The following is a 22,419-nucleotide window of genomic DNA, read 5'->3' on the forward strand; positions in this document are numbered from 1 at the left end:
AACATTATTATTACCAAATTGAAGAAGATTTATAACAGAATAAAACATTTATTATACCCCTAATGTTGATACCTTTGATTATTATACAATTAAAAGACTATCATATGAGAATTACAGTTTTCGGGGCGAACGGGGATATAGGAAAACACCTCGTAAACAAAGCCCTAAGCAAAGGGTTTTATGTAAAAGCATATGTAAGAGATCCGGCCAAAATACAAATATCAAATTCTAATCTAGAAATAATAAAAGGTGAATTAAATGATTTTCAGAAAATCAAGAAAGCCATCACAGATTCCAATGCAGTTATTAGCACATTAGGTCCACCTCTCAAATATAAATACAAGGGACATCCTATTCTTGATGGACATCTAAATATAATCCATGCAATGATAGAGTTAAATATATCACGCTTTATTACCTTAGCAACACCTAGTATAAGATATAGCAAAGACGAAGCTTCTATTGCTACTAAACTGCCTGGCATTATCGCCCGTATTATTTACCCAAGTCCATATAAGGAGATTATTCAAATAGGTAAGGTTGTACAAGAGTCTGATTTAGATTGGACTATTGTCCGTATTATTGCACCAAATAATAAACCTGAGACCAAAAACATTAAAGTGTCGTTTGGTGATAAAAAAATAAAATTTGATATTCCTCGAGAAGATATAGCAAATTTTATGCTTAACCAAGTAATCGATAAAACCTACATACAATCTATGCCTATCATTGGAAGTTAAAAAACTTACTAACAATATACGAACAGAGGTATTAGCATTCCCTATATTGAACTGGAGTCATCCCTACTCTCTTTCTAAAAAAACTACCAAAGAAAGAAGCATTTGCAAAATTCAACTCTTCCGAGATTTGTAAGATTGTCATATTAGATGTTTTCAACAAAGCTTTAGCAGCCATTATAACCATTTCATCTATCCATTGTAAAATTGGCTTTCTTGTAATGTCCTTTATTACTTTCGATAAATATTTAGGAGTAAGAAACATCTTATCAGCATAGAAGGCAATACTTCTTTCCGTCTTATGATACTTAAAGAGCAGTTCTACAAATTGACTAATAATCTCTTCTTGCCGCGACTTAGTCCGTCCATTATCTACAACTTTCGAAACTAGATATAATTGCATAACCTCACACATAAGTGCATATAATAAGTTCTTCGCAATCTTCATCCTGTTTGCATTGTCTGTTTTCTTATACTGTTTTACTATGAATGCATGGAATTCAAGCAAATTTTGGGTTTCCTCTTCCGTTATCTTCAGACAAGGCATTTGACCTATCTTTTCGGGAATAGCCAAGTCCAAATCCAGTTTAACATCTGCAATAAAGTCGAAAGTAAAAAAAAGAAACTCTATGGATAAGTCATCACTTTCCGAAACAAACTCTATTATATTTCCCGGTATAATAGTGACAAGCATATTCTCGGTAATCTGGTATTCGTGAAGGTTAATTTTCATTTGTGCACTTCCTTTCACGCAAATAGCAAAGCTAATCCCCTCTACAATGTGCGGATAGCGCATATCAAGAAAGTAATCTTGAACATTAACACTCTTATCAGACACAATGAAATTCTTTAATATCGAAGGTGAACTTTCCTTGAATGTATCAGTTGAAAATATCTTTCCACATTGATCCTTGCTCATAAGTACAGCATTTATATATTTAGTACAAATATAACTAAATAAAAAAAGGAACCGCACAAAAAGCGAAATATTGAACATTATTAGCGATTTATTGAGTTCAAAAAACTCATTTAAAGCAACCATCTTTGTACTTGTAAGAAGATTTATAGAATGTAAGGTTATTAAAATGGAAATAAGATGAGCAAGATTAGTCTTAAGACGTGGCATTTTTTGTTAGTTTTTGCCACACTAGTAGTTTCTTCAAATATCATTTCGAGTAAGGAATTAGAAAAAAAAGCGATGTTAGAAAATAAAACAGTATTGGTGGAGTTAGACAACCAGTCATTTTCTGATAGTGTAGCATCAGGTATCTGTTTTGTTCTTTTTCATACAGACGAATCAGACCTATGTAATGCAATGGAGCATAATCTTAATCAGCTCATAACAGCTTCTGAAAATCATACCAGATTCTACAAATTGAACATCGACAAATATCCAGGTGAATATGGAAAGTATGCCATATCGGGCACACCCAGTACACTAATATATAAGGACGGTAAAGAGATCGACCGTATTATGGGCATTGTACCCGTATCTAATTTAATCATGATCTATAAACGAAGTATATAATAAGTATTACGAAAAAAAATGTTGTTATGACTAAACAAAGAACTTTAAAACAAAGTTTCTCTTTGGAAGGAAAGGGACTTCATACAGGAATTAACGGACGTATAACATTTAATCCGGCTCCTGATAATCATGGATATAAAATAAGAAGAACAGATGTAGATGGACAACCTATTATAAATGCTTTAGCCGAAAATGTAACTTCGACTGCTAGAGGAACAGTATTATCTAAAAATGGAGTTCAGGTAAGAACAGTAGAACATGCTTTGGCTGCCTTATATGCTTGCGAAATAGACAATTGCCTGATTGACATAGATGGACCCGAATTTCCCATTCTGGACGGAAGTTCGACTCAGTTTGTTCGCAAAATAAAAGAAATAGGTGTTAGCTTACAGCAATCCAAAAGAATATATGTAAGCTTTCCACGCAAAAGAATAAAAGTGATAGATGAAGTTTCAGAATCATCGATACTTTTATTACCTGACGATCATTTCAATATAGAATGTCATATCGCATACGACTCTATTCTGCTTAAACGTCAAGATGCACGCTTGGAAGATATTTCTGATTTCACCAAAGACTTTGCTCCGGCTCGTACTTTTGTCTTCGTAAAAGAAATTGAACAACTATTGAAAAACAACCTCATCAAAGGAGGTGATTTAGATAATTCAGTCATTATTTATGACCAACTCATGTCACAAGATGAACTTGATCGTGTATCAGACTTAATGGGTGTGAAACGAAAAGATGCCAGCAAGTTAGGCTATCTAATGAACAAGCCATTACTATTTGCAAATGAACCTGCACGTCACAAGTTAGTCGATATTATAGGAGATGTAGCTTTAGTCGGATATTTTATAAAAGGAAAAATTGTAGCAAATTGTCCAGGTCATCACATAAATAATATGTTTGCCCGAGCCATTCGTAAACAATTAAATGTAAGTACCGAAGCCGACATGAATATTCAACAACCAAAACCTAGTCAGTTTTATTGGAATCACCCTTAAAATTTTAAATCAAAATGAAAGATATATTACTATTTATCCACCACAACAATAGAGCATTAATAGGAACAGTTGTAGGTATAGTCTTAGGATACCTACACTGGTATTACTTTGCTTGTTATTGGGGAACTTATCCACTTTCAGCGGAATGTTGGATAAATTGTGCGTATGGCGGAGTAATAGGTGGATTTGTTATGTGTTTGTTTAAAGAAACTAAACATATAAGATAAGTCCAGTTTTTTGTTGTTACATTCTATTAAGGTAGGGGTGAGTAGGTATTATTCGCCCCTATTTGCTGTCCCCACATAGAGCTTCTTGCATAATCAGTCTACAAATAAATAAGATCAGAAGTAAAAAAACAAAGGGATTTAAGCTCTTAAATCGAGAAATTACAAGACATTAGATTACCTTTGCACTATGAATACAGAAAATAAAACAACCACCATATTATCGAATTTGGGTATCGAAACCCTAAATGAGATGCAGATAGCTGCCAAAGCAGCCATTTTAAGTTCGAGCAGCAATACAATACTATTGTCGCCCACAGGTTCGGGTAAAACAGTAGCATTCTTACTACCTGTACTCGAATTATTGAAGGAGGATGTAAAAACCGTTCAAGCCCTAGTGATTGTTCCATCTCGCGAACTTGCTATTCAGATAGAACAGGTATGGAAGAAAATGAGTACCGGATACAAAATAAATGTATGTTATGGAGGTCACTCTATTGATACTGAATTACGTAACCTCAGCAATCCACCTGCATTACTTATTGGTACACCGGGCAGGTTGAAAGATCACTTGGAAAGAGAATCATTCAATACAGACTCAATTCATACACTAGTATTAGATGAGTTTGACAAATCATTACAATTGGGTTTTCAAGATGAAATGAAGCACATCATCAACCAATTGCCTAACTTAGAAAAGAGAATATTGACTTCGGCAACTTCCGACGTAGAGATTCCTGAATTCACACAAGTTATATCGCCCAAAGTTTTAGATTATACTAAAAAGGAATCGAATGACGGACTTTCGGTAAGAATGGTTATATCGCCCGAAAAGGATAAAATAGAAACTTTATTTCAACTGATATGTGCCTTTAACTCCGAACCTGCTCTTATCTTCTGTAATCACCGCGAAGTAGCCGAGCGTATTAGCGATATGCTTACCGCCAAAGGTATACTGACTGGTTATTATCATGGAGGAATGGATCAGGACGACCGCGAAAGGGTGCTTATTCAGTTCCGCAATTATAGCTTACGTTATTTGGTAACTACCGATCTGGCAGCACGAGGATTGGATATTCCCGAAATGAAGCATGTAGTTCATTATCACCTACCTGCTAAAGAAACCGAGTTTATGCATCGTAATGGTCGTACAGCGCGTATGCATGCTCAGGGTACAGCTTATATCCTACTGCATAAAGATGAGAAAACTCCCGATTATGTTCCTACACACTACAAAGTATTCGGTGTCCAAGCAGGGAAACCCCTACCCGAGCGTCCCGAATTCCAAACAGTTTATGTAAGTGGTGGTAAAAAGAACAAGCTCAACAAAAGTGATATTGTAGGCTTCTTCTTACAAAAAGGAGAACTAGACAAAGACGATTTAGGATTGATAGAAGTAAAAGATTTCATTTCGTTTGTGGCTGTCCGCTCATCCAAAGTAAAAGCACTCCTTTCAACGATCAAAGATCAAAAAATGAAAGGAAAAAAATACAAGATAGAAGTTGCCAGAAACGTCATCAAAAAAGAAGAATAAAAACAAACATTTTAAAAACATGAAACATCTCTTTATCTATATACTTACTTTGGGAGCCATATTTACATCGTGCGATTCCAAGAAAGCGGCACAAGCCGAATATGAAAAAGAAAATATAAATACATCGGAAGCTAAAATAAATGACAGCACCAAGATTTTTATTGATGCCTCAAAAATAGATTCGATGATGCTTGTTCTTGATAACGATTTAAAAACAATTATCCAGAATTCGGACTATACAACATTAGCCGATGCAGTATTGACCGCTGAATACGATACTAGATTAAATGACAGCGACATAATGATAAAAATGCAGGCGCCCGATTATACTATTATAATCTATAATACAGGAAAATCGGCTGACGAAAGTGATTGGCTGATGGTTTGGAAAGAAAACGGAAGAACTAGATTTAAGAACAAATGGTATACTTTGGCTGAAGATAAAAAGGCTGATCTATATAAATTACTTGACAAATACAAAGAAATTTCGAAATAAAAAAATTTCGAAATTATATTGTTTCTATTACCTTTGCCCGAATTAAAAAAATAAATAAAATTATGAAAGAATTACTAGACAACTTGAACGCACTAATTGCAGAATTCACTAAAGACGCAGGACAACAAGCTGAAAGCGGAAACAAAGCTGCAGGAACTCGTGCTAGAAAAGCTTCTTTAGCTATTGAAAAATCTCTGAAAGAGTTTCGTAAAATCTCTATCGAAGAGTCTAAAAAATAAGAGAGACAACAAAAGAGATGCTGAAAAGTATCTCTTTTTTGTTTTATTACATTCTTTTCTCCCCCCCCCCCTCGCATCATATCCCCCTTTCACTATGTTTGCAACCTAGTTGCAAGTCTTTAGCTTTAAATTTGTTGTCAGATACAATATATTGTGATTAATCAAGTCGAACAACGGCTTTAATACATATTAAGATGGCAAATACAATTCAACAAACAGAATCTCACGAACATTGTTGTGGTTCGCACTCACATGAAGGCGGAGAAGGTACAACAACATGGAAAAGATATATTCCAGCAATATTCAGTCTGAGTACACTCCTTATAGGAATTCTTCTTGATAATATCAGTTCAATCAGTTTCTTTTCGGGTTACCCCCGTTTAATATGGTATATAGTAGCCTATATCCCTGTAGGATTTCCTGTAATCAAAGAAGCATACGAAGCAATCAAGCAAAACGATTTCTTCAATGAGTTCACATTAATGGTTATTGCCACACTAGGTGCTTTCTTCATCGGAGAATACCCCGAAGGTGTTGCAGTGATGTTATTCTACTCCGTAGGCGAATTGTTTCAAGAATCAGCTGTAAACAAGGCTAAAAGTAACATTAAAGCCTTATTAGATATTCGCCCCGATACTGCAAGTGTATTAAGAAACGGTATTTACCAAACCGTTTCACCCGAAAGCATCCTTATAGGAGAAACAATACAAGTAAAGGTTGGCGAAAAGATTCCTTTGGACGGAATTTTATTGTCAGACAGTAGTAGCTTCAACACGTCTGCTTTAACAGGCGAGAGCAAGCCCAAAACTATCCGTGAAGGCGAAAAAGTATTGGCTGGTATGCTCAACCTCGATAAAGTAATCGCAGTAAAAGTAGAAAAGAAATATGCAGACAGTTCACTATCCAAAATATTGGAGATGGTGCAGGATGCTACTTCTCGAAAAGCAAAGACAGAATTACTTATTCGCAAATTTGCACGCATATATACTCCTATTGTATTCTTTCTGGCATTAGCTATAACAGTAATCCCTTATTTTGTGCTTAGCGATTATGTATTTGCTACATGGCTGTACCGTGCTCTTGTTTTCTTGGTGATCTCATGTCCATGTGCATTAGTAATCTCTATTCCTTTGGGATATTTTGGAGGGATTGGAGCTGCTTCCCGCCATGGTATCCTATTCAAAGGAGCTAATTACTTGGATCTGATGACCTCTGTTAATACTGTTGTTATGGATAAAACAGGTACACTGACCAAAGGAGTATTTAAAGTACAAAACATAGTTTGCCCCTCATACGATCAACAAGAGTTTATTGAAATTGTAGCTGCTATTGAAAAACTATCAAATCATCCGATAGCTAAAGCCATTGTTGAACACAGCATCTCAATAGCTAGAAACAGTCATAACAAAGCTAAAGATGTAAAAGAAATAGCAGGTTATGGTCTTAAAGGCTACGTAGGCGACAAAAATGTATTGGTGGGAAATGCTAAGATGATGCTAAAATATGGAATTGAATATGATAAGAGTATTGATTCTATTACCGAATCTGTAGTTGTTGCAGCCATCGATAATAAATATGCAGGATATATAACTATTGCCGACGAAATAAAAGAGGATGCTCTTTCTTCCATAGCCGAAATGCATAAGCTAGGCATACAAACCGTTATGTTAAGCGGCGACAAATCGTCAATAACCCAGAAAGTAGCCAAAGAATTAGGAATCAATAGTGCACATGGTGATCTTCTACCCGAAGACAAAGTAAAGTATGTTGAACAATTGAAGGCTGACAAAACAAACGTTATTGCTTTTGTGGGTGATGGCATTAATGATGCCCCTGTTTTAGCACTCAGCGACGTAGGAATTGCAATGGGTGGTATGGGCTCCGATGCTGCCATTGAAGTTGCAGATGTTGTTATACAAACAGATCACCCATCTAAAATTACAACAGCCATACGCATCGCCAAGGCAACTAAACAAATTGTAATTCAAAATATAATACTGGCTTTTGCAGTTAAACTTCTGGTACTATCATTTGGTGCTGTTGGTGTTGCAACCATGTGGGAAGCTGTTTTTGCCGATGTAGGTGTAGCATTACTCGCAATATTGAATGCTGTACGAATCCTTAGAAAGAAATTCTAAACAGTCAGTAAAGATGTCTCAATATAGGCACCTTTACTTTTTATTATTGGGGACTATCTCACAGTACATCTTCTATTTATTTAAATTATTATTACCTTTGAGCTTTATTTCAACTTTTAATAAATTATCAATATGTTTTTTTATTTAAAAATAAGCTAAGATATTCATTAACATCACATACCATCTTTCTCAACAGATGGAAATAAACTAATGAATATTAATATTTTACTCTTTTTAATTACTATCATAATTGGAGAGTAAGCTAAAGCGTATTTTTATGAAAAAATATATGCAAGAGCCATCTATATGGCTTCTTATATTTCTTGTAGGGTTTCCGCAAATCAGCGAAACCATCTATACCCCATCCTTACCCGAACTGGCTGAGCAATTACAAGCCTCTGACAATCAAATTCAACAAACCCTCAGTGCCTATTTCTTAGGTTTTGCTCTAGGTGTTTTCTGTTGGGGTATACTTTCTGATAAGATAGGCAGAAGACCATCTATGCTCTATGGCATCATTACCTACATAATAGGTTCTATTGGTTGCTTAATAGCCAATTCAGTTGAGCTGTTACTTATCTTTCGAGTAGTCCAGGCTTTTGGTGCTGCAACAGGCTCTGTTACCACACAGACTATAATGAGAGACTGCTATGACGACAAACGTCGCCCTCAAGCATTTGCCAAAGTATCGGCAGTTCTGGCATTCTCGCCGGCCGTCGGACCTCTATTAGGTAGTATAATATCACAATATTGTGGAGTGAGTTATATTTTCGTCACTCTAGTCATTATTGGATTAGTGGCACTTATTATGTCATACTTTACTCTCCAAGAAACTCGCCCTGATTCAACAACCTCCAGTATAACAATACTGTCGGTAACTAAACAAATGATTCTTGATAAGCATATCTGGATATTCGGCAGCTTTATAGGTATTATAAATGGTATTATATTCAGCTATTACGCCGAAGCACCTTTTATATTTATCAATAATCTGTACTTTTCTATCGTCCAATATGGATGTTTAGGTATAGTAGTGGCTCTCGCCTCATTTTTAGGTGCTGTTATTGGGAAGAAGCTGATAACACATTTACATTATATATCTGTAATGAGGATCGGTTATGCGCTTATGCTATTCAGCAGCCTATTATTTATATTATCAGTAGGACTACCTTTACCATATATTTTATGCTTAGTGGGGGTCTGTGGCAGTATATTTCTACTTATGGCAGGCATAGGCATAGCCTTGCCCTCATGCCTCAGTAATGCCTTAATACATTATAGAAACTGTTTAGGTATTTCTGGTGCTTTACTGGGTTTATTATACTATATACAAGTAGCATTAATAACATGGGGAATAAGTAATCTCCATAATGATTCTATGCTTACTCTCCCTTTTTATTTGCTAGCATTAACTTGTTTCTTACTAATATTGACTTTACCTCTGAAACAAGAATAAAATTTTAAAACAAGAAGAGGTGAGCGAAAATTATTCGCTCACCTCTTTATATTATTCTAAAGTTTATAGACGTTTAATTAGATATAAACTCATTTCGAGTTAATCACTTCCATGAGACTCATTATTAGTATTCTTCACGATATTTATCTCAGCTAAAGATGTATGAGCTTCTTCCTTTATATGATCTATTTCAAGTGCTGCTTTTTCTACCATTAGCTGTGCTTTCTCAGCCACCAACTGAGCATGTTGTCTGATATAGTCTATCTGTTTTTCGCTCTCGGCTTTCAATTTATCAAACTCATCTTCTATCTCTTGCCTTTTCTTTTTGTTACTCTTATCCATAAAGAAACCTGCAATAGTAATCAAGATAGTCAATGCAGCGATTACAAGTCCGAATATATCTATGATTTTAGACAAACGACTTTGGGTTTCAGCTAAGCGTTTATCTTGTTCTATCATCTTGATGTCTACCTTATCTTTCTCATTTTTTAACTCCGTCAGCTTTTCATCCATTTCTTTCTTCTGAAGCTCCAGTTTCAGATCTACTTCTGTCTGGCTATACGAGTTTTGTGCATAAGTTACTATACTCAAAAAGAATAGTAACATGAATAATAGTTTCTTTACCATAAAATTGTTGTTCTGTAAGTTATAACGATTCCAAATTTAATCTTTTTCACTAAGGTCATAGAGTTTGTTATTGCTTAAACAAGTAAATAGACTCTCTTCTCCTTTGATAATTCTTTTTTAATAACACTTTTTGAAAGTATTTAGTTTTCGCACCCCTCTATTTAAACGCATTACATACATCTTATAAATTTTAACTATTTCGCATTAAACAAAATAAATCAGAACTATGTTATATAAACAGTATAAGGCACACAATAGTGCAACATAAGATATTTAAAGATAAGATGGACATAGGATTCGACGTTATAGGGTCATTAATAATAGGTATTCTTATAGGATATATAGCAAATAAGCTTCCCAAAAAGAATAAACTTGGTTTATTTACAAGTTTTGCCATTGGTATGATAGGTGCTCTACTCGGATCTTTCGTGCTTAATTTATTTAGACTCGATTATGAATCGCTTACCTCTAATGTTCTTATAGGATATGCAACTGCAGCAAGTGTTGCTGCCATTTTTCTATATACAGCATTTATCATAAATAGAAAACAAGAGCAAGAAGAGCAAAAACAACAAGAAAAATAAAGCCATACATATTTTAGACTACATTTAGTTATTCAATTCTTTTATTTTATTTTACTCAATATTGGAGTGCGTATATCAAGATCTTGATTACGCACTTTTTTAATCTCCCCATATGGAAAGAAAGGGTGATTATAGAATCTATAATCACCCTGTAAAATATGTGTTTCTGGTAAAGTATTAAATAATTAAATCGGCTGCTCCAACAATCGCGATGTCGTCTTTCTTAGAGCATGCTATTTTTAATTTCGCAACAGTTTCCGGATAAGGAAAAGTATACAAAGTTTCATACATTTTTGGAGAAAAGAATTCAAACGACTTAGAGATACTTCCTCCCAATATTATTGCTTGAGGGTCGTATGCAAAAAGAATAGTTTTCAGCAGATTTCCGACATGGATACCAAACTCATCCCATATCTTTAAAGCCTCTGCATCTTTTTGACAAGCTCTATCGTAGGCCTCTCGTCCCGTTATATTATGTTCTTTTATAAAGAAATGACTGCTACAGTAATACTCATAATTGTGTTGAAGGTAAGATAACTCGCCTATCTCGCCTGCTCCCGTATTAGCACCGTTACACAGCTTATTGTTAAAGATAATACCTGAACCAACTCCTGTTCCAAGAGCCACACATACGATATCATCGAAATTGGCACCCTCTCCACACGAATGCTCGCCTAGAGCAAAGCAATTGCAATCGTTATTCACCGATACGGGAATCTTGAATTCTTTCTCAAGAATCTCTTTGAGATGAACTTCTTTCCACGAAGGAATATTATTTACATTATAAACAATCCCTCTTTTTACATCTACTACCGAAGGAACTCCTATACCTATGCTTGTTATATCGGAATTTATCACCTGATGAATCATACTAATCAGATGATCGAGAATCTCTTTTTCCGATTTATCGGCTTTGCATGACTCTGCTATTTTCTTGACAATAATACCTTTGTCAACAACTCCTATTCGAATATTGGTGCCACCAAAATCTATACCTATTTTCATGGTTGTAATTTTTCTGTTCCGGTTAGATCGTTTGCTTTCCTTCTTTAATAGTAACCTTTTTCGACTTATCTTTACCCCAGTACACAGTCATCTCGAAAGTAATATTCGACTCAATAGTAATAACAGGAGTTTCGTCAGCCGAGTTTCTCTTATTTACTTTAAAAGAAACTACACCTTCGGGTCCGAAAGGATACCTTTCAATACCATGAGCCTCTAATTGATTTACATCCCAGACTACGGAATTAGTAGAGAAATCGGATCGGATACCCAAAATATATTCAATAAATACAGCAATGGGAGGTAAACCTGTCCAACCAACAAAGTCTTTACGAGCCATGAAGCCTTGCTCTGCCGATTCAGGAGAATAATATTCCCAAAATGTTCCTGTATTTTTATATACTTCAAAAATATTATCATAATGGTTCACAGCTATCTCATGAGCTTCTTTGCGATAGTCTTTTTTATCAAGACCTGTTATCACCATATAATTAGTACCCGGCCACACGCCACCTTGCCAATATCTGCCTTTTGCATTGTATTTGGGATTATCAGCAGATAGAGATGGAACTCTGTGCGGACGATTAAACGTCTTTGGGTTATCCAGTTCCTTTACCAAACGATCTAATTGTGGTTTTTTCAACACATCGGTTTGCAATGCCCAATAAGCCATAATTCCTTTGGTTGTTGATAGACTTCCATCTGCATATTGATCGTACAGAAAGCCTGTTTTCTCATCCCACATATTATCCTGAATATATTTGGTAAGCATTTTAATCTCATCTTCCAGATCTTCGATCTCCTGCCAACGCTCCAAATAGAATCCCATTTCGAGCAGGATATTATCGGTCAGTATTTGTTGCAAACAAGCATCTAACCATACCATATGTCCATGACTGAAAATCATACTATATTGAGATTGTACACGAGGCATATTGTCCATACCTGTGCCCCACCCGCTCGACCAGTATGTACCGTTTGGCCAAGTACGGTTCAATCTCAACCACTTATTATAAGCACACAGTACGGGAAATATTTTATTTAAACGATCTATATCTCCATATTGTTTGTAATATTGCATTTCAGCCCAAGGGATAAGGTTAGGACCTGTACTTACAGGATCGTAACGCTCGAAACAATCTGCACCATCTGCTTTTATTTCGCGACAGATAAAGCCATCAGGATGCTGTTTTGCATAGAAATTATCCAATGTATTTTGAAATGGAAAGAATCGATAACCATATCGGGCAAACATCATCATAAACGATGCATCCCACATGAAAATATTTCCATTGTAAGCTACATCCAAATAACTAGCAACAAAACCCGAACCTTCATCCGGTTGGCGGATATTCCCAATAGCTATTTGCCATGCCTTCCAATACATCTCTATTTCTTTGTCGTGCCCTTGCCATATAGGATTAGGCAATATATTCTTGGCTTCTTCAAAACTTTTAGGTTTCGTTATTTTAGGCTTTGCAATCCTATATTCATTTTCTGCCACCAAGGCTTCTTTTACATATGTATTCTTATAAGGCATATTATATTTTGGTGGAGTTTCATCGTTTTCCTGCGAAAACAAAGCCATCGGAAACATAATAATCAATCCGAGAATAAGAAGTACAAAAGATGTTCTTTTCATAAATTTTCTGATTTTAAGGTCATAGACCTTTCTTTTATTTACCTATTCGGTATAAACAACATATTATCGGGTATGGCTTGCTCTAGTATATGCCGACTAGCAATACCAACTTCGAGGCTTTGCCCCATATAGTTTTCAAGATAGCGAACTTCTATTTCATGAAATCCTGCTTCAAGAGCTACTTTCCCATCCACTCGCTTTAAACTGTGTGAGCCATCGTTATCAACCACTAATTGTCCGTCAATATACAATTTCGAACCATCATCCGAATTAGTATAAAATACATAGACTCCTCTTTCAGGTATTTTGATGTAAGACTTGAAGCCGAATGCAAAATAATCTTCTACCGCAGCAGATTCTATTGAGAAATTTTTCAATCTCCCTTCTTTCAAAGGTTTAAGAGAAACAATATCATCGACCGATTTAAATTTACCTTCGTAATAACTATACTCTACACCCTGTTTGGTCAACTTAATATCCTTTGCTGGCAGAAAGCTCAAAGTCTGCTCATCCACAGACGATATACCCGAAGGATAGTAATAATACAACTCTGTTCCTTTTTTAGTTCTGATCCATGTATCAAACTTAAACTGACCTTCGTACATTAGAATAATGCGAGAACCTCTTTCGAGTTTACCATAAGCATCCGTTCCCGATGTACGACCAAAACCTAGAGCTATATTCTTTTCGATACCAATATAGTCGTTATCATGATCATGTCCAACAAATACACCCATTACATCTTGCTTTTCAACCAAAGAAGCAAACATTCCCGAATTAATATCGGCAGCAGCTACACCTTCGCCTTTTGTACCTACTGTTGTTGGTTGACCTACAATAGTATTAAATTCAATAAGTGGAATATGAAAAAATGCCAATGAAGGTAATACTTTATTATTGTTTTTAGAAGCATAAGTATCACTCAGATGTCTATACCAACTAATCTGATCGAAATGTATCCAATCATAATGCCCTACTTTATCGTTTTCAGGATAATCATTCGAGTCGATATGATACAAAACAGCAGCCGTTTTATCACCTTTTGATGCCATTACAGGAATTGCATAATTTCCACAACCGGTCATAGGCTTACCTTTTTCTCCGGCATAATAAGGTAAGCCTTCTATTATATCAAATATTTGGCAACGAGAGAATCCTCGTCCTTTTTCTGAATCATGATTACCTAATACAACAGTCCAAGGAATTTTAGCTTCATCGAATATCTTAGCCACAGCCAACCAACCATCTTTAATGGGAGGATCGCTCACCACATCACCCGTAAGCACCGCTAAATCGGGCTTTTCTGCTTCCAGTACAGCTTTAATCGTTTCTATTGTTTTAGCACAATTATCAGAAGTGTTGTTCCAGTGAATATCTGTAAACTGGGCAATTTTAAATTGTCCTGCTTTATTGAATCGGAACTGGATATTGTCTTTTGCGAAAGACGACGTCGAACCAAAGCTCAAAAAAAGTAACAGGGATAAAATTGTATATTTTTTCATATGCTTAAGTTAAAGAAAGTATTTAATGATATACTTGAGGTTTATAAGAGGCTTTAGCTATTTTACTAACCAAAGCAATAATAAGGTCTAAGACCTCATTTCTTTTGTTTGTTTGCATCCAAAAGAGTTTTCATCTTATGAAACACCTGAGTATTTTTATATACTCCGATAAACTCAGCAGAACCAGGACCATAAGCAAATACAGGCAGCATAATAGGTGTATGGTCGTCAGTCATATAACGAGCCGTAATTTTACCCGTTTCGAGATCGCCATCCACTAAAGTAAGACCGCCCGTTTCATGATCAGCAGTTACTACAATTAAAGTTTCACCATTACTGTCGGCAAATTTCATAGCCTCAGCAATTGCCATATCAAAACTAAGCATCTCGACAATAGATCCGGGTAATGAATTAGCATGACCTGCATAGTCTATTTTAGCACCTTCAACCATCAGGAAGAATCCGTTCTTATTATTCTCGCTTAGTTTCTTTATCGATTCCTTTGTTGCATCTGCCAATAAGCCAATAGTCTCGGCAGTTGCAGCTTGTTCCATACGTTCATCAATAGCAATTACTTTCCCGCTTTTGCTATTTATTTCGTCTATCGAAGTAGTAATATTATATTGCGATTTCAGTTCATCTGCCAGATTTCTATTGTCTTTTCTATCTGTTAAAATATGCATTCCGCTACCATTGAGAAGAGTAAGATTACCTTTTAATAACCATTCGGTAATTTCATCAGCATTGTCTCGCTCAGTAGAATGTCCGTAAAATGCAGCAGGGGTTGCATCTGCAATATTGCCCCAAGTAACAACTCCGGCAGTCATACCTTTAGATGTAGCGACATCGCTCATCGATGGATAAATAGTGCCATCATCAGACATCGAAATGTGACGGTTGTTATTAGATTCTCCCGTAGCCAAAGCACTTCCTCCGGCTGCCGAATCGGTTGTAAAGGCATCTTTCGAGCTATTTTGTTGTAAGCCTAGATACTTAAATCCGAACAACGACAAACCTTTATTTGCGCTTGCTGCTACATTAATTTGAGCCAAGCCCATACCATCACCAATCAAGAAGATAATATTTTTAACAGGCTTTCTAAGTCCGTCATTCAGATAAGTAGGCTTATATATTTCAACACTTTTCGATAATTGAAGTTTCTTATTGTCGAACCCTTGAAAACCGGCTGTCGTTTTATCCAAACGGTCAGTTTTGGTAATTCCCTCATGTGCATTAGCATGGTCAGGAGAGATTACAAAATTCTTGTCATCAAAATTGTGAAAAAAATCAGCACAAAGTTCGGGCACATCAGTATTTATAATATCTACACCCATTGTATGGAAAGTATTCCAAGCCGTTACATGATCGGGAGTTCCCCAAAAGCGGATAGGTTTACCCATTGCATGAATCTGGTTAATAACCGCTTCTACTTTCTTTTTCTGATCAGTTACGAGTGTACCTTTTCCATTCCATTGAGCATACTCAAAAAAAGGAACACTTATATAAGCTACCCTAGCCAATTGTTGGGGAGTATATTTTTCGCTCAACAATCCGTCAAACTGAATATAGGTTGGATATTTCGAAAAATCAGCAGGGTTAGGAACAAATTCACCAGTAATAACTATTTGTACCGCATAAGGGTTCACCTCTCGGTTAAATACTTCAGGGTGTGTATTCAACTTCTCGACTACAAGATCGAGTGTTGGAGTAGCAGGTGTTTTCAGTTCTATTAGCAATTGAAGCTTCTTATCCGAATCTTTCCAAGGTCTTCCATTATTCTGTTTGAATAAATGTACCAATGGATTGATATATAACTCATCTAAAGTAGAAGCTGTAGGTAATTCATGTAAATCATGAGCAACCAGAAGCTGATTATCTTTACTCAGAAAAATATCAGCCTCTACCGACGATACTTGTTGAGCGTATGCCTGATAAAAAGGTACTCTACGTTGGTAATCGTTGTGAGAATGTATAAAAATGTCCTTTTGTGCGAATGTAGTTGCGGGAAAGCTTGCTCCCAACAATACTAATGAAAGAAACGTACCTATATATCTTTTTTTCATCTTGTTATTTTTTATTTGAAATCATATATTCTAAAATAGATAGAGAAGTTTTTTTAATTCACTTTTATCTTAGCTACAACGGGAACATGATCTGATAGAAATACTCCATCCAATTTTTCGGGAAGTACTTCAAATTTATCAGTTTCAATAGTGTTGCTTACAAATATATAATCTATGTAGTCTCTCTTTTCAACAGGAATTTTTCCAAAATCATGAAATGTCCATTCAGTACCCGAAAATTCTAGAGCTATATCTTTGGCATTTATCAGATGCTCTTTCAGTGATGTATTGGTTACATGTTTGATAACTTCCGAATCGGGGGTTGCATTAAAATCACCTGTCATTATAATAGGTAACCCCTTGCTCAACTCAGCAGCTTTGGTTAAGAGTAGAGTTACCCCTTCTTGACGTGCCATTTTACCTACGTGATCAAGATGAGTATTTATAGCAAACATCTCTTTTCCTGTCTTTTTATCCTTCAATATTACCCATGTTGCAATACGCTCACAGGCACCATCCCACCCTTTTGAGCCTGCTACTTCTGGGGTTTCGCTCAACCAAAAATAACCGGATAATACTTCCAGGAAGCGGTCTTTTTTGTAGAATAAGGCACTATACTCTCCTTTTTCTATTCCATCTTCACGTCCCACGCCTATTGCTGTGTATTCAGGAAGTCTTTCCTGCAAATCAACCAACTGATTGTGGAGTACTTCCTGAGTACCCAATATATCAATGTCTTTTATCTTGATTATTTTTGCAGCCACATCTTTTCGATATTGCCAATTATTAAGACTGTCTTCGGGATTGTCATAGCGAATATTATAAGACATAATATTCAGATCGAGTGGTTTACTACCACATGACATTAGCAAACTTGCTAATAGTATATAAATTAAATTTTTCATAATTCTTATTTTTAAGGTCTAAGCCCTATTTATAGTTTTTGAAGTTTATTCTTTTGCAGATACATGGCGGGAAATGATCCGCCTGTATCTACAGCAGTCTCAATTTGTAAACAAATTTAAGACGGGTATCGGAACAAATTTGTCCGATCCGGGCACTCTCCAACCCCAACTCAATTCTTCTCCTTCGTAATCTTCAAAATATAATAAGCGATAAGGATGGAAACCTTTCTTCAAGGCAACTCGTCCAGTTGCTACAATTGCGCCATGCGAGCCATCGTTATCCACCACTTTCAGATCATTAATATATAATACACTGCCATCATCCGATCGGGTCATGAATTCATAAACCCCATCTTCGGGAATAGAAATCAAGCCCGAGAATATATAAGCGAAATGATCGGCTTGTTTTGCTGCCTTGATTGATGGCTCAGGCATTATGCCCGATTCCTTTAAAGGAGATTTCTCTATATCACCCACAATCTTATACAACCCTTCGTAGTAGCGGAAGTTTGTACCATTTATTTTTGCTTCGCCTATTCTAGGATTAGCCAATACTGCCTTAGTAGCATTAATGGTAAAAGTTCTGCTTGGCGTATAATTCTCTTTAAAAGCTTTTGCTTTAATTAAAGTAGAGGCAGTTAATTTAATAGGTGATTTATACAAAGCCGAAGCCTCAGTAGGTTCCGAACCATCAAGGGTATAATATATTTTGGCACCTTCGGTTGCAGAAGCCAAATCAATATCAATATCCTCTAAAAACAAATCCAAATCTTTGGTAGTAAACGGTATTGATACTACTAAACCTTTTGTTAACGAATAAGGATAAGCATCACCACCAATTCCACGCTCTTTGTTTGGAACATGAGTTAATATGAAGTCTAGTTCTCCACCTTCAAGCAATTGCTGATAGGTAACAAAGTTTTTATCAATTGCTTTTCCATTTAAAGCCACCTTATCTATATATACATTCTTTTGAGGGTTATTCGCTTTGATAACCAATGTTTTTCCATTGGCTAGTTTAATAGTTGCCTTTTCGAAAAGAGGAGTCGTAAGAACAAGCTCATTCGAACCAGGACATACAGCATATAGACCTAAACTACTCAATATATACCAAGCCGACATTTGTCCACAATCCTCGTTTCCGCTGATTCCCTCAGGTGTTGGCTGATACATTTCAGTAAGAATACGACGTGTCATCTCCTGTGTTTTCCAAGGTTGACCAACATAGTTATATAAATATGCCATGTGATGGCTAGGTTCGTTGCCATGTGCGTATTGACCTATCAGACCTGTAATATCTACCATGTTACCTTCGACTTTCGATTCTACCACAAACAGGCTATCTAATTGTGCAGTGAAGGATTCTTCTCCACCAAATAACTGAATCAAACCATTCACATCGTGAGGTACAAAAAATCTATATTGCCAAGCTGTAGCCTCTGTATATGCACGGCCGGGTTCGAAAGGATTGAAAGGTGTATCCCAATTGCCATCCATACGCTTACCTCTGAAAAATTTGGTGTATCCATCAAAGACATTAATGTACGACAAAGCACGCTCTGCATATTCTTTATAATCGTCTTCACGTCCTAAGTCTTTAGCCATTTGCGAAATAGCCCAGTCATCGTAAGCATATTCTAATAAACACGATACTGATTCTTTCTTTATATTTGAAGGTATGAAACCATATTTTACATAATAGTCTGAACCTTTTTTATTTATGTTAGATGATACTTTCATCGCTTCGAAAGCTTTCTCTACATCAAAATCGCGAATACCTTTCATATAAGCATCTGCAATAACCGAAGCCGAATGATAACCAATCATAGTATGGGTTTCACCTGCCGAAAGCGGCCAAATAGGCAATTCGCCCGAAGCATCATACATATCCAGATAAGAAGTGATCATATCCGATACCAATCTGCTATCGGTAAATGTCACCAATGGATTCCATGCACGGAATGTATCCCAAATAGAGAAAGTAGAGTAATGTTTCTTCCCTTTCTCTAATTGACCGATACTCATATCATGTCTACGATACTGACCGTTTACATCACTTACAATATTAGGTACAACCTTTGCATGGTATTGAGCCGTATAAAAGTTCTTCAAGTCATGCTCAGAACCACCTTCTACAACTATATCCGAAAGAGCTTCCTCCCAAAGAGATCTGGCTTGTTGATGTACATTGTCAAAATCGAAATCTTTTACATCATTCATCAGATTTTCTCTTGCATTCTCTAGGCTTACAATAGATATACCCACCTTAGCAATAACAGGCTCGCCCGTAGATGTTCCAAACTTTAAAATAGCCTGTACATTGCTTGTTTTAGGATTGGAATCAACAGCCAATATTACACCATCATTCACAATATCAACACTCTCAAAATCTTTAGAGAACTGAGCTACAAAGAACACATACTGGTTGGTTACCCACCCTTGTGTTCTACGCATTCCCGATAATTCATTAGAGGCGGTTTTCTTTATCTGCAAAGAATCTATTACTTCCTCAGCAATAAGATGTGCCATATCAACAACTATCGACATGCTTTTATTTTTGGCAAAAGTGTATCGGTGAACACCCGTATATGTAGTAGCCGTTAGTTCGGCTTTAATACCTTCTGTTTTAAAATCAACGGAATAATATCCCGGTGAAGCTTTTTCATCTTTATGTGAAAACGGAAGGGGATCGAAAATATACCCCTCAGGTTTTAATTTTACCTCTTGTGTAGTTGGATGAAACAGAATATCTGCCAAATCGGAGCATCCCGTTCCACTTAAATGTGTGTGCGAAAATCCAAAAATAGTACTATCGCTATAATGATAACCAGATGCAGCATCCCAGTTTCCAAAGCGGGTATCGGGACTCAGTTGTACAGCTCCATAAGGTACAGTAGCTCCAGGGTATGTATGCCCATGGAATCCTGTTCCGATAAAAGGGTCTACATATTCAATCGGACTTTTGGGTGATGAAGAACATCCCACCAACAGTAACGTCGAGAATATGGAAATTATTAATTTTTTCATGGTCAATATTGTGTTATGCTTAGCAAGGCAATAAAAGCTTGGAGACCTTAATTAAAAGTTTCGGAGGAATTTCTTCCTCCGTAAACTTATAAGTAAATGAAAGTATCTAATGATATATTTTAGAACCTTAACAAACTATTACTGTTATGCTTAGCAAAGTAATAAAAAAGTCTGAGACTTTATTAATTATTCAAAAGTTGAATATCCTGGCTTTGGATTATTCACTAACAGATAATCTGTGTTTTCGATTTCCTTTTGTGGAATAGGAAAATGTGCATTCTTTACAGGGTCGAAGTTACGAGGTCCTCTTGGATCTGTAGCTGTAGTTTCTGCTGCATACACTTCTTTAGCGATTCCCCAACGCACCAAGTCGTAATGACGCTCATCTTCATAAGCCAATTCGCAACGACGTTCTCTTACCAAATCGTTAAACGTAGGAGCTGCAATAGCTTTGGTTACATCACCACCAAAAGCACGAACATGTACTTCGTTAAACGACGATGCAGCAGCGGCTACCCCCTTAGTTCTGTTTGTTGGACCTCCACCTGCCAAGAATATCTCAGCTTCGGCATGAATCAACAATACATCAGAATAGCGTAGCAATGGCACATCAGCACCGGTTTCCCAGTCCCATGCAGTAAGCTCATTATAAGCTGCACCATATTTTGTACACATATATCCGGTAGTCATATCATTTATCATTTCTGAGGTCAGAACAGTTTCTTTTCCTAGATAATGAATTGTATCACCGGCTCCCACCATAGTTACTTCACGGCGTAGGTCGCCTTCTGCAAAAGCATTATATAAGCTCTTTGTTGGTGCAAAATAATACCATCCTGTACCACCCGATAAAGTTCCCGAAAGAAGAATAACAGAAGTTACTGTTCCTTGATTTCTTACCCCTTTATTTACAAGATTGAAAAGAACTTCATCGTGTTTCTCTCCTGCAAGAGAAAACAAATTGGCATATCCATTATTATTAGCTTTATTCAATGAGTACTTACCCGAGTTGATTACTTTTTCGGCTGCGGCTTTAGCTTCTGCATATTTGCCCCAATGAGCATATACTTTAGCCAATAAACCATAAGCTGCACCTAGATTGGGTCGTCCAAGAGCATCTTTATCTCTAGTCCATGCACCCTGAGCTTCGAAACGAGCGATAGCTTCTTTCAAGTAAGCCTCTATACGAATATATGTTTCGGTCTTAGTTTCTCTTGGTTTATTTATTTCCAAAGGTTTTTGCCAATCGTAAAAAGGTAATCCTCCATATCTCTTAGCAAGATAGAAATAAGTATATGCACATAAGAAGTTAGCTTCTCCCATAATCAAATCTCTGCTTTTGTCAGACATTGTTACATTAGGAGTATTTGCCATCACATCATTAGCACGGCGAATAGTACGATACATGAGTTGCCAGTTACTGAATTGCCCACCTGAGGCATTAGAAGTAGCAATAAATTTAGTCAACTGATCATCGTCATTCTTATTTCGATTGATTACCATATCGTCACTGGCAGGACCTGTCCAAAAATGACCGCGTCCAAATCCTTCTTCATTATAAAATGGTTCGTATGCTGCATTCAATCCCAGCCATACATCTGCTTCGGAATTCCAAAAATTCGATACGCCGAAAGGTTCTCTATCCAGATCACAAGATAAGAGCACGAATAATGGAAGGAAAAATATTAATTTATATAGTTTCATGATATTC

At 36.3% G+C, this 22,419-nt stretch carries 18 protein-coding genes; 9 read left to right on the top strand and 9 right to left on the bottom strand.

Features of this window, described 5'->3' with window-relative positions; genetic code table 11:
• Window positions 1–104 precede the first annotated feature (104 nt).
• Complete coding sequence (locus HGC4_RS00575) at window positions 105–740, top strand: NAD(P)-dependent oxidoreductase (RefSeq protein ID WP_157258042.1); 636 nt, start codon at window positions 105–107, stop codon at window positions 738–740.
• A gap of 31 nt (window positions 741–771) precedes the next feature.
• On the opposite strand, the gene HGC4_RS00580 is transcribed toward HGC4_RS00575, so the two are convergent.
• Window positions 772–1,656, bottom strand: coding sequence for a helix-turn-helix domain-containing protein (locus HGC4_RS00580; RefSeq protein ID WP_050708194.1), 885 nt, complete (start codon window positions 1,654–1,656; stop codon window positions 772–774).
• A gap of 177 nt (window positions 1,657–1,833) precedes the next feature.
• Between HGC4_RS00580 and HGC4_RS00585 the strand changes: the two genes are divergently transcribed.
• The 7 genes from HGC4_RS00585 (at window position 1,834) to HGC4_RS00615 (ending at window position 9,356) form a co-directional block, all read left to right on the top strand.
• Window positions 1,834–2,265 carry a thioredoxin family protein gene (locus HGC4_RS00585; RefSeq protein WP_082204017.1) on the top strand — a complete coding sequence of 144 codons (432 nt, stop codon included), beginning with the start codon at window positions 1,834–1,836 and terminating at the stop codon, window positions 2,263–2,265.
• A 26-nt stretch (window positions 2,266–2,291) separates the two neighbouring features.
• Window positions 2,292–3,269, top strand: a complete 978-nt coding sequence (locus tag HGC4_RS00590; RefSeq protein WP_050708176.1) for a UDP-3-O-acyl-N-acetylglucosamine deacetylase — start codon at window positions 2,292–2,294, stop codon at window positions 3,267–3,269.
• Between the two features lie 414 nt (window positions 3,270–3,683).
• Complete coding sequence (locus HGC4_RS00595; RefSeq protein ID WP_050708177.1) at window positions 3,684–5,027, top strand: DEAD/DEAH box helicase; 1,344 nt, start codon at window positions 3,684–3,686, stop codon at window positions 5,025–5,027.
• A 19-nt stretch (window positions 5,028–5,046) separates the two neighbouring features.
• Window positions 5,047–5,523 (top strand): hypothetical protein, encoded by a 477-nt coding sequence (locus tag HGC4_RS00600; protein WP_050708178.1) that lies wholly within the window; start codon window positions 5,047–5,049, stop codon window positions 5,521–5,523.
• 62 nt (window positions 5,524–5,585) lie between these two features.
• On the top strand, window positions 5,586–5,762 hold the full coding sequence (locus tag HGC4_RS00605) for a histone H1 (protein WP_050708179.1): 177 nt from the start codon (window positions 5,586–5,588) through the stop codon (window positions 5,760–5,762).
• Window positions 5,763–5,956: 194 nt separating this feature from the next.
• Complete coding sequence (locus HGC4_RS00610) at window positions 5,957–7,900, top strand: heavy metal translocating P-type ATPase (protein ID WP_050708180.1); 1,944 nt, start codon at window positions 5,957–5,959, stop codon at window positions 7,898–7,900.
• A gap of 277 nt (window positions 7,901–8,177) precedes the next feature.
• Complete coding sequence (locus HGC4_RS00615; protein ID WP_050708181.1) at window positions 8,178–9,356, top strand: multidrug effflux MFS transporter; 1,179 nt, start codon at window positions 8,178–8,180, stop codon at window positions 9,354–9,356.
• A gap of 99 nt (window positions 9,357–9,455) precedes the next feature.
• Here the strand turns inward: HGC4_RS00615 and HGC4_RS00620 are convergent, their stop codons facing one another.
• Window positions 9,456–9,983: a hypothetical protein gene (locus tag HGC4_RS00620; RefSeq protein ID WP_157258044.1), complete on the bottom strand. Its 528-nt coding sequence runs from the start codon at window positions 9,981–9,983 to the stop codon at window positions 9,456–9,458.
• Between the two features lie 284 nt (window positions 9,984–10,267).
• Here HGC4_RS00620 and HGC4_RS00625 point away from each other — a divergent pair, with 284 nt between their 5' ends.
• Window positions 10,268–10,567 (top strand): hypothetical protein, encoded by a 300-nt coding sequence (locus tag HGC4_RS00625; protein ID WP_050708183.1) that lies wholly within the window; start codon window positions 10,268–10,270, stop codon window positions 10,565–10,567.
• Window positions 10,568–10,744: 177 nt separating this feature from the next.
• On the opposite strand, the gene HGC4_RS00630 is transcribed toward HGC4_RS00625, so the two are convergent.
• From HGC4_RS00630 to HGC4_RS00660, 7 genes are all read right to left on the bottom strand, one after another.
• Window positions 10,745–11,572, bottom strand: coding sequence for an ROK family protein (locus HGC4_RS00630; RefSeq protein WP_050708184.1), 828 nt, complete (start codon window positions 11,570–11,572; stop codon window positions 10,745–10,747).
• Window positions 11,573–11,594: 22 nt separating this feature from the next.
• The gene (locus HGC4_RS00635) at window positions 11,595–13,211 is read right to left on the bottom strand and encodes an MGH1-like glycoside hydrolase domain-containing protein (RefSeq protein ID WP_050708185.1); all 1,617 of its coding nucleotides are present in this window, start codon (window positions 13,209–13,211) and stop codon (window positions 11,595–11,597) included.
• Window positions 13,212–13,249: 38 nt separating this feature from the next.
• Window positions 13,250–14,713, bottom strand: a complete 1,464-nt coding sequence (locus HGC4_RS00640; protein ID WP_050708186.1) for a PA14 domain-containing metallophosphoesterase — start codon at window positions 14,711–14,713, stop codon at window positions 13,250–13,252.
• Between the two features lie 95 nt (window positions 14,714–14,808).
• Entirely contained in the window at window positions 14,809–16,776 is a 1,968-nt protein-coding gene (locus HGC4_RS00645; RefSeq protein ID WP_050708187.1) for an alkaline phosphatase, read from the bottom strand.
• A 53-nt stretch (window positions 16,777–16,829) separates the two neighbouring features.
• Window positions 16,830–17,681 carry an endonuclease/exonuclease/phosphatase family protein gene (locus tag HGC4_RS00650; protein WP_050708188.1) on the bottom strand — a complete coding sequence of 284 codons (852 nt, stop codon included), beginning with the start codon at window positions 17,679–17,681 and terminating at the stop codon, window positions 16,830–16,832.
• A 99-nt stretch (window positions 17,682–17,780) separates the two neighbouring features.
• The gene (locus HGC4_RS00655) at window positions 17,781–20,714 is read right to left on the bottom strand and encodes a GH92 family glycosyl hydrolase (RefSeq protein ID WP_373419300.1); all 2,934 of its coding nucleotides are present in this window, start codon (window positions 20,712–20,714) and stop codon (window positions 17,781–17,783) included.
• Between the two features lie 180 nt (window positions 20,715–20,894).
• The gene (locus HGC4_RS00660; RefSeq protein WP_050708195.1) at window positions 20,895–22,412 is read right to left on the bottom strand and encodes a RagB/SusD family nutrient uptake outer membrane protein; all 1,518 of its coding nucleotides are present in this window, start codon (window positions 22,410–22,412) and stop codon (window positions 20,895–20,897) included.
• Between the last annotated feature and the right edge of the window lie 7 nt (window positions 22,413–22,419).

It is taken from the genome of Dysgonomonas sp. HGC4, assembly GCF_001261715.1.
In the GTDB taxonomy this organism is placed as follows: Bacteria; Bacteroidota; Bacteroidia; order Bacteroidales; family Dysgonomonadaceae; genus Dysgonomonas_A.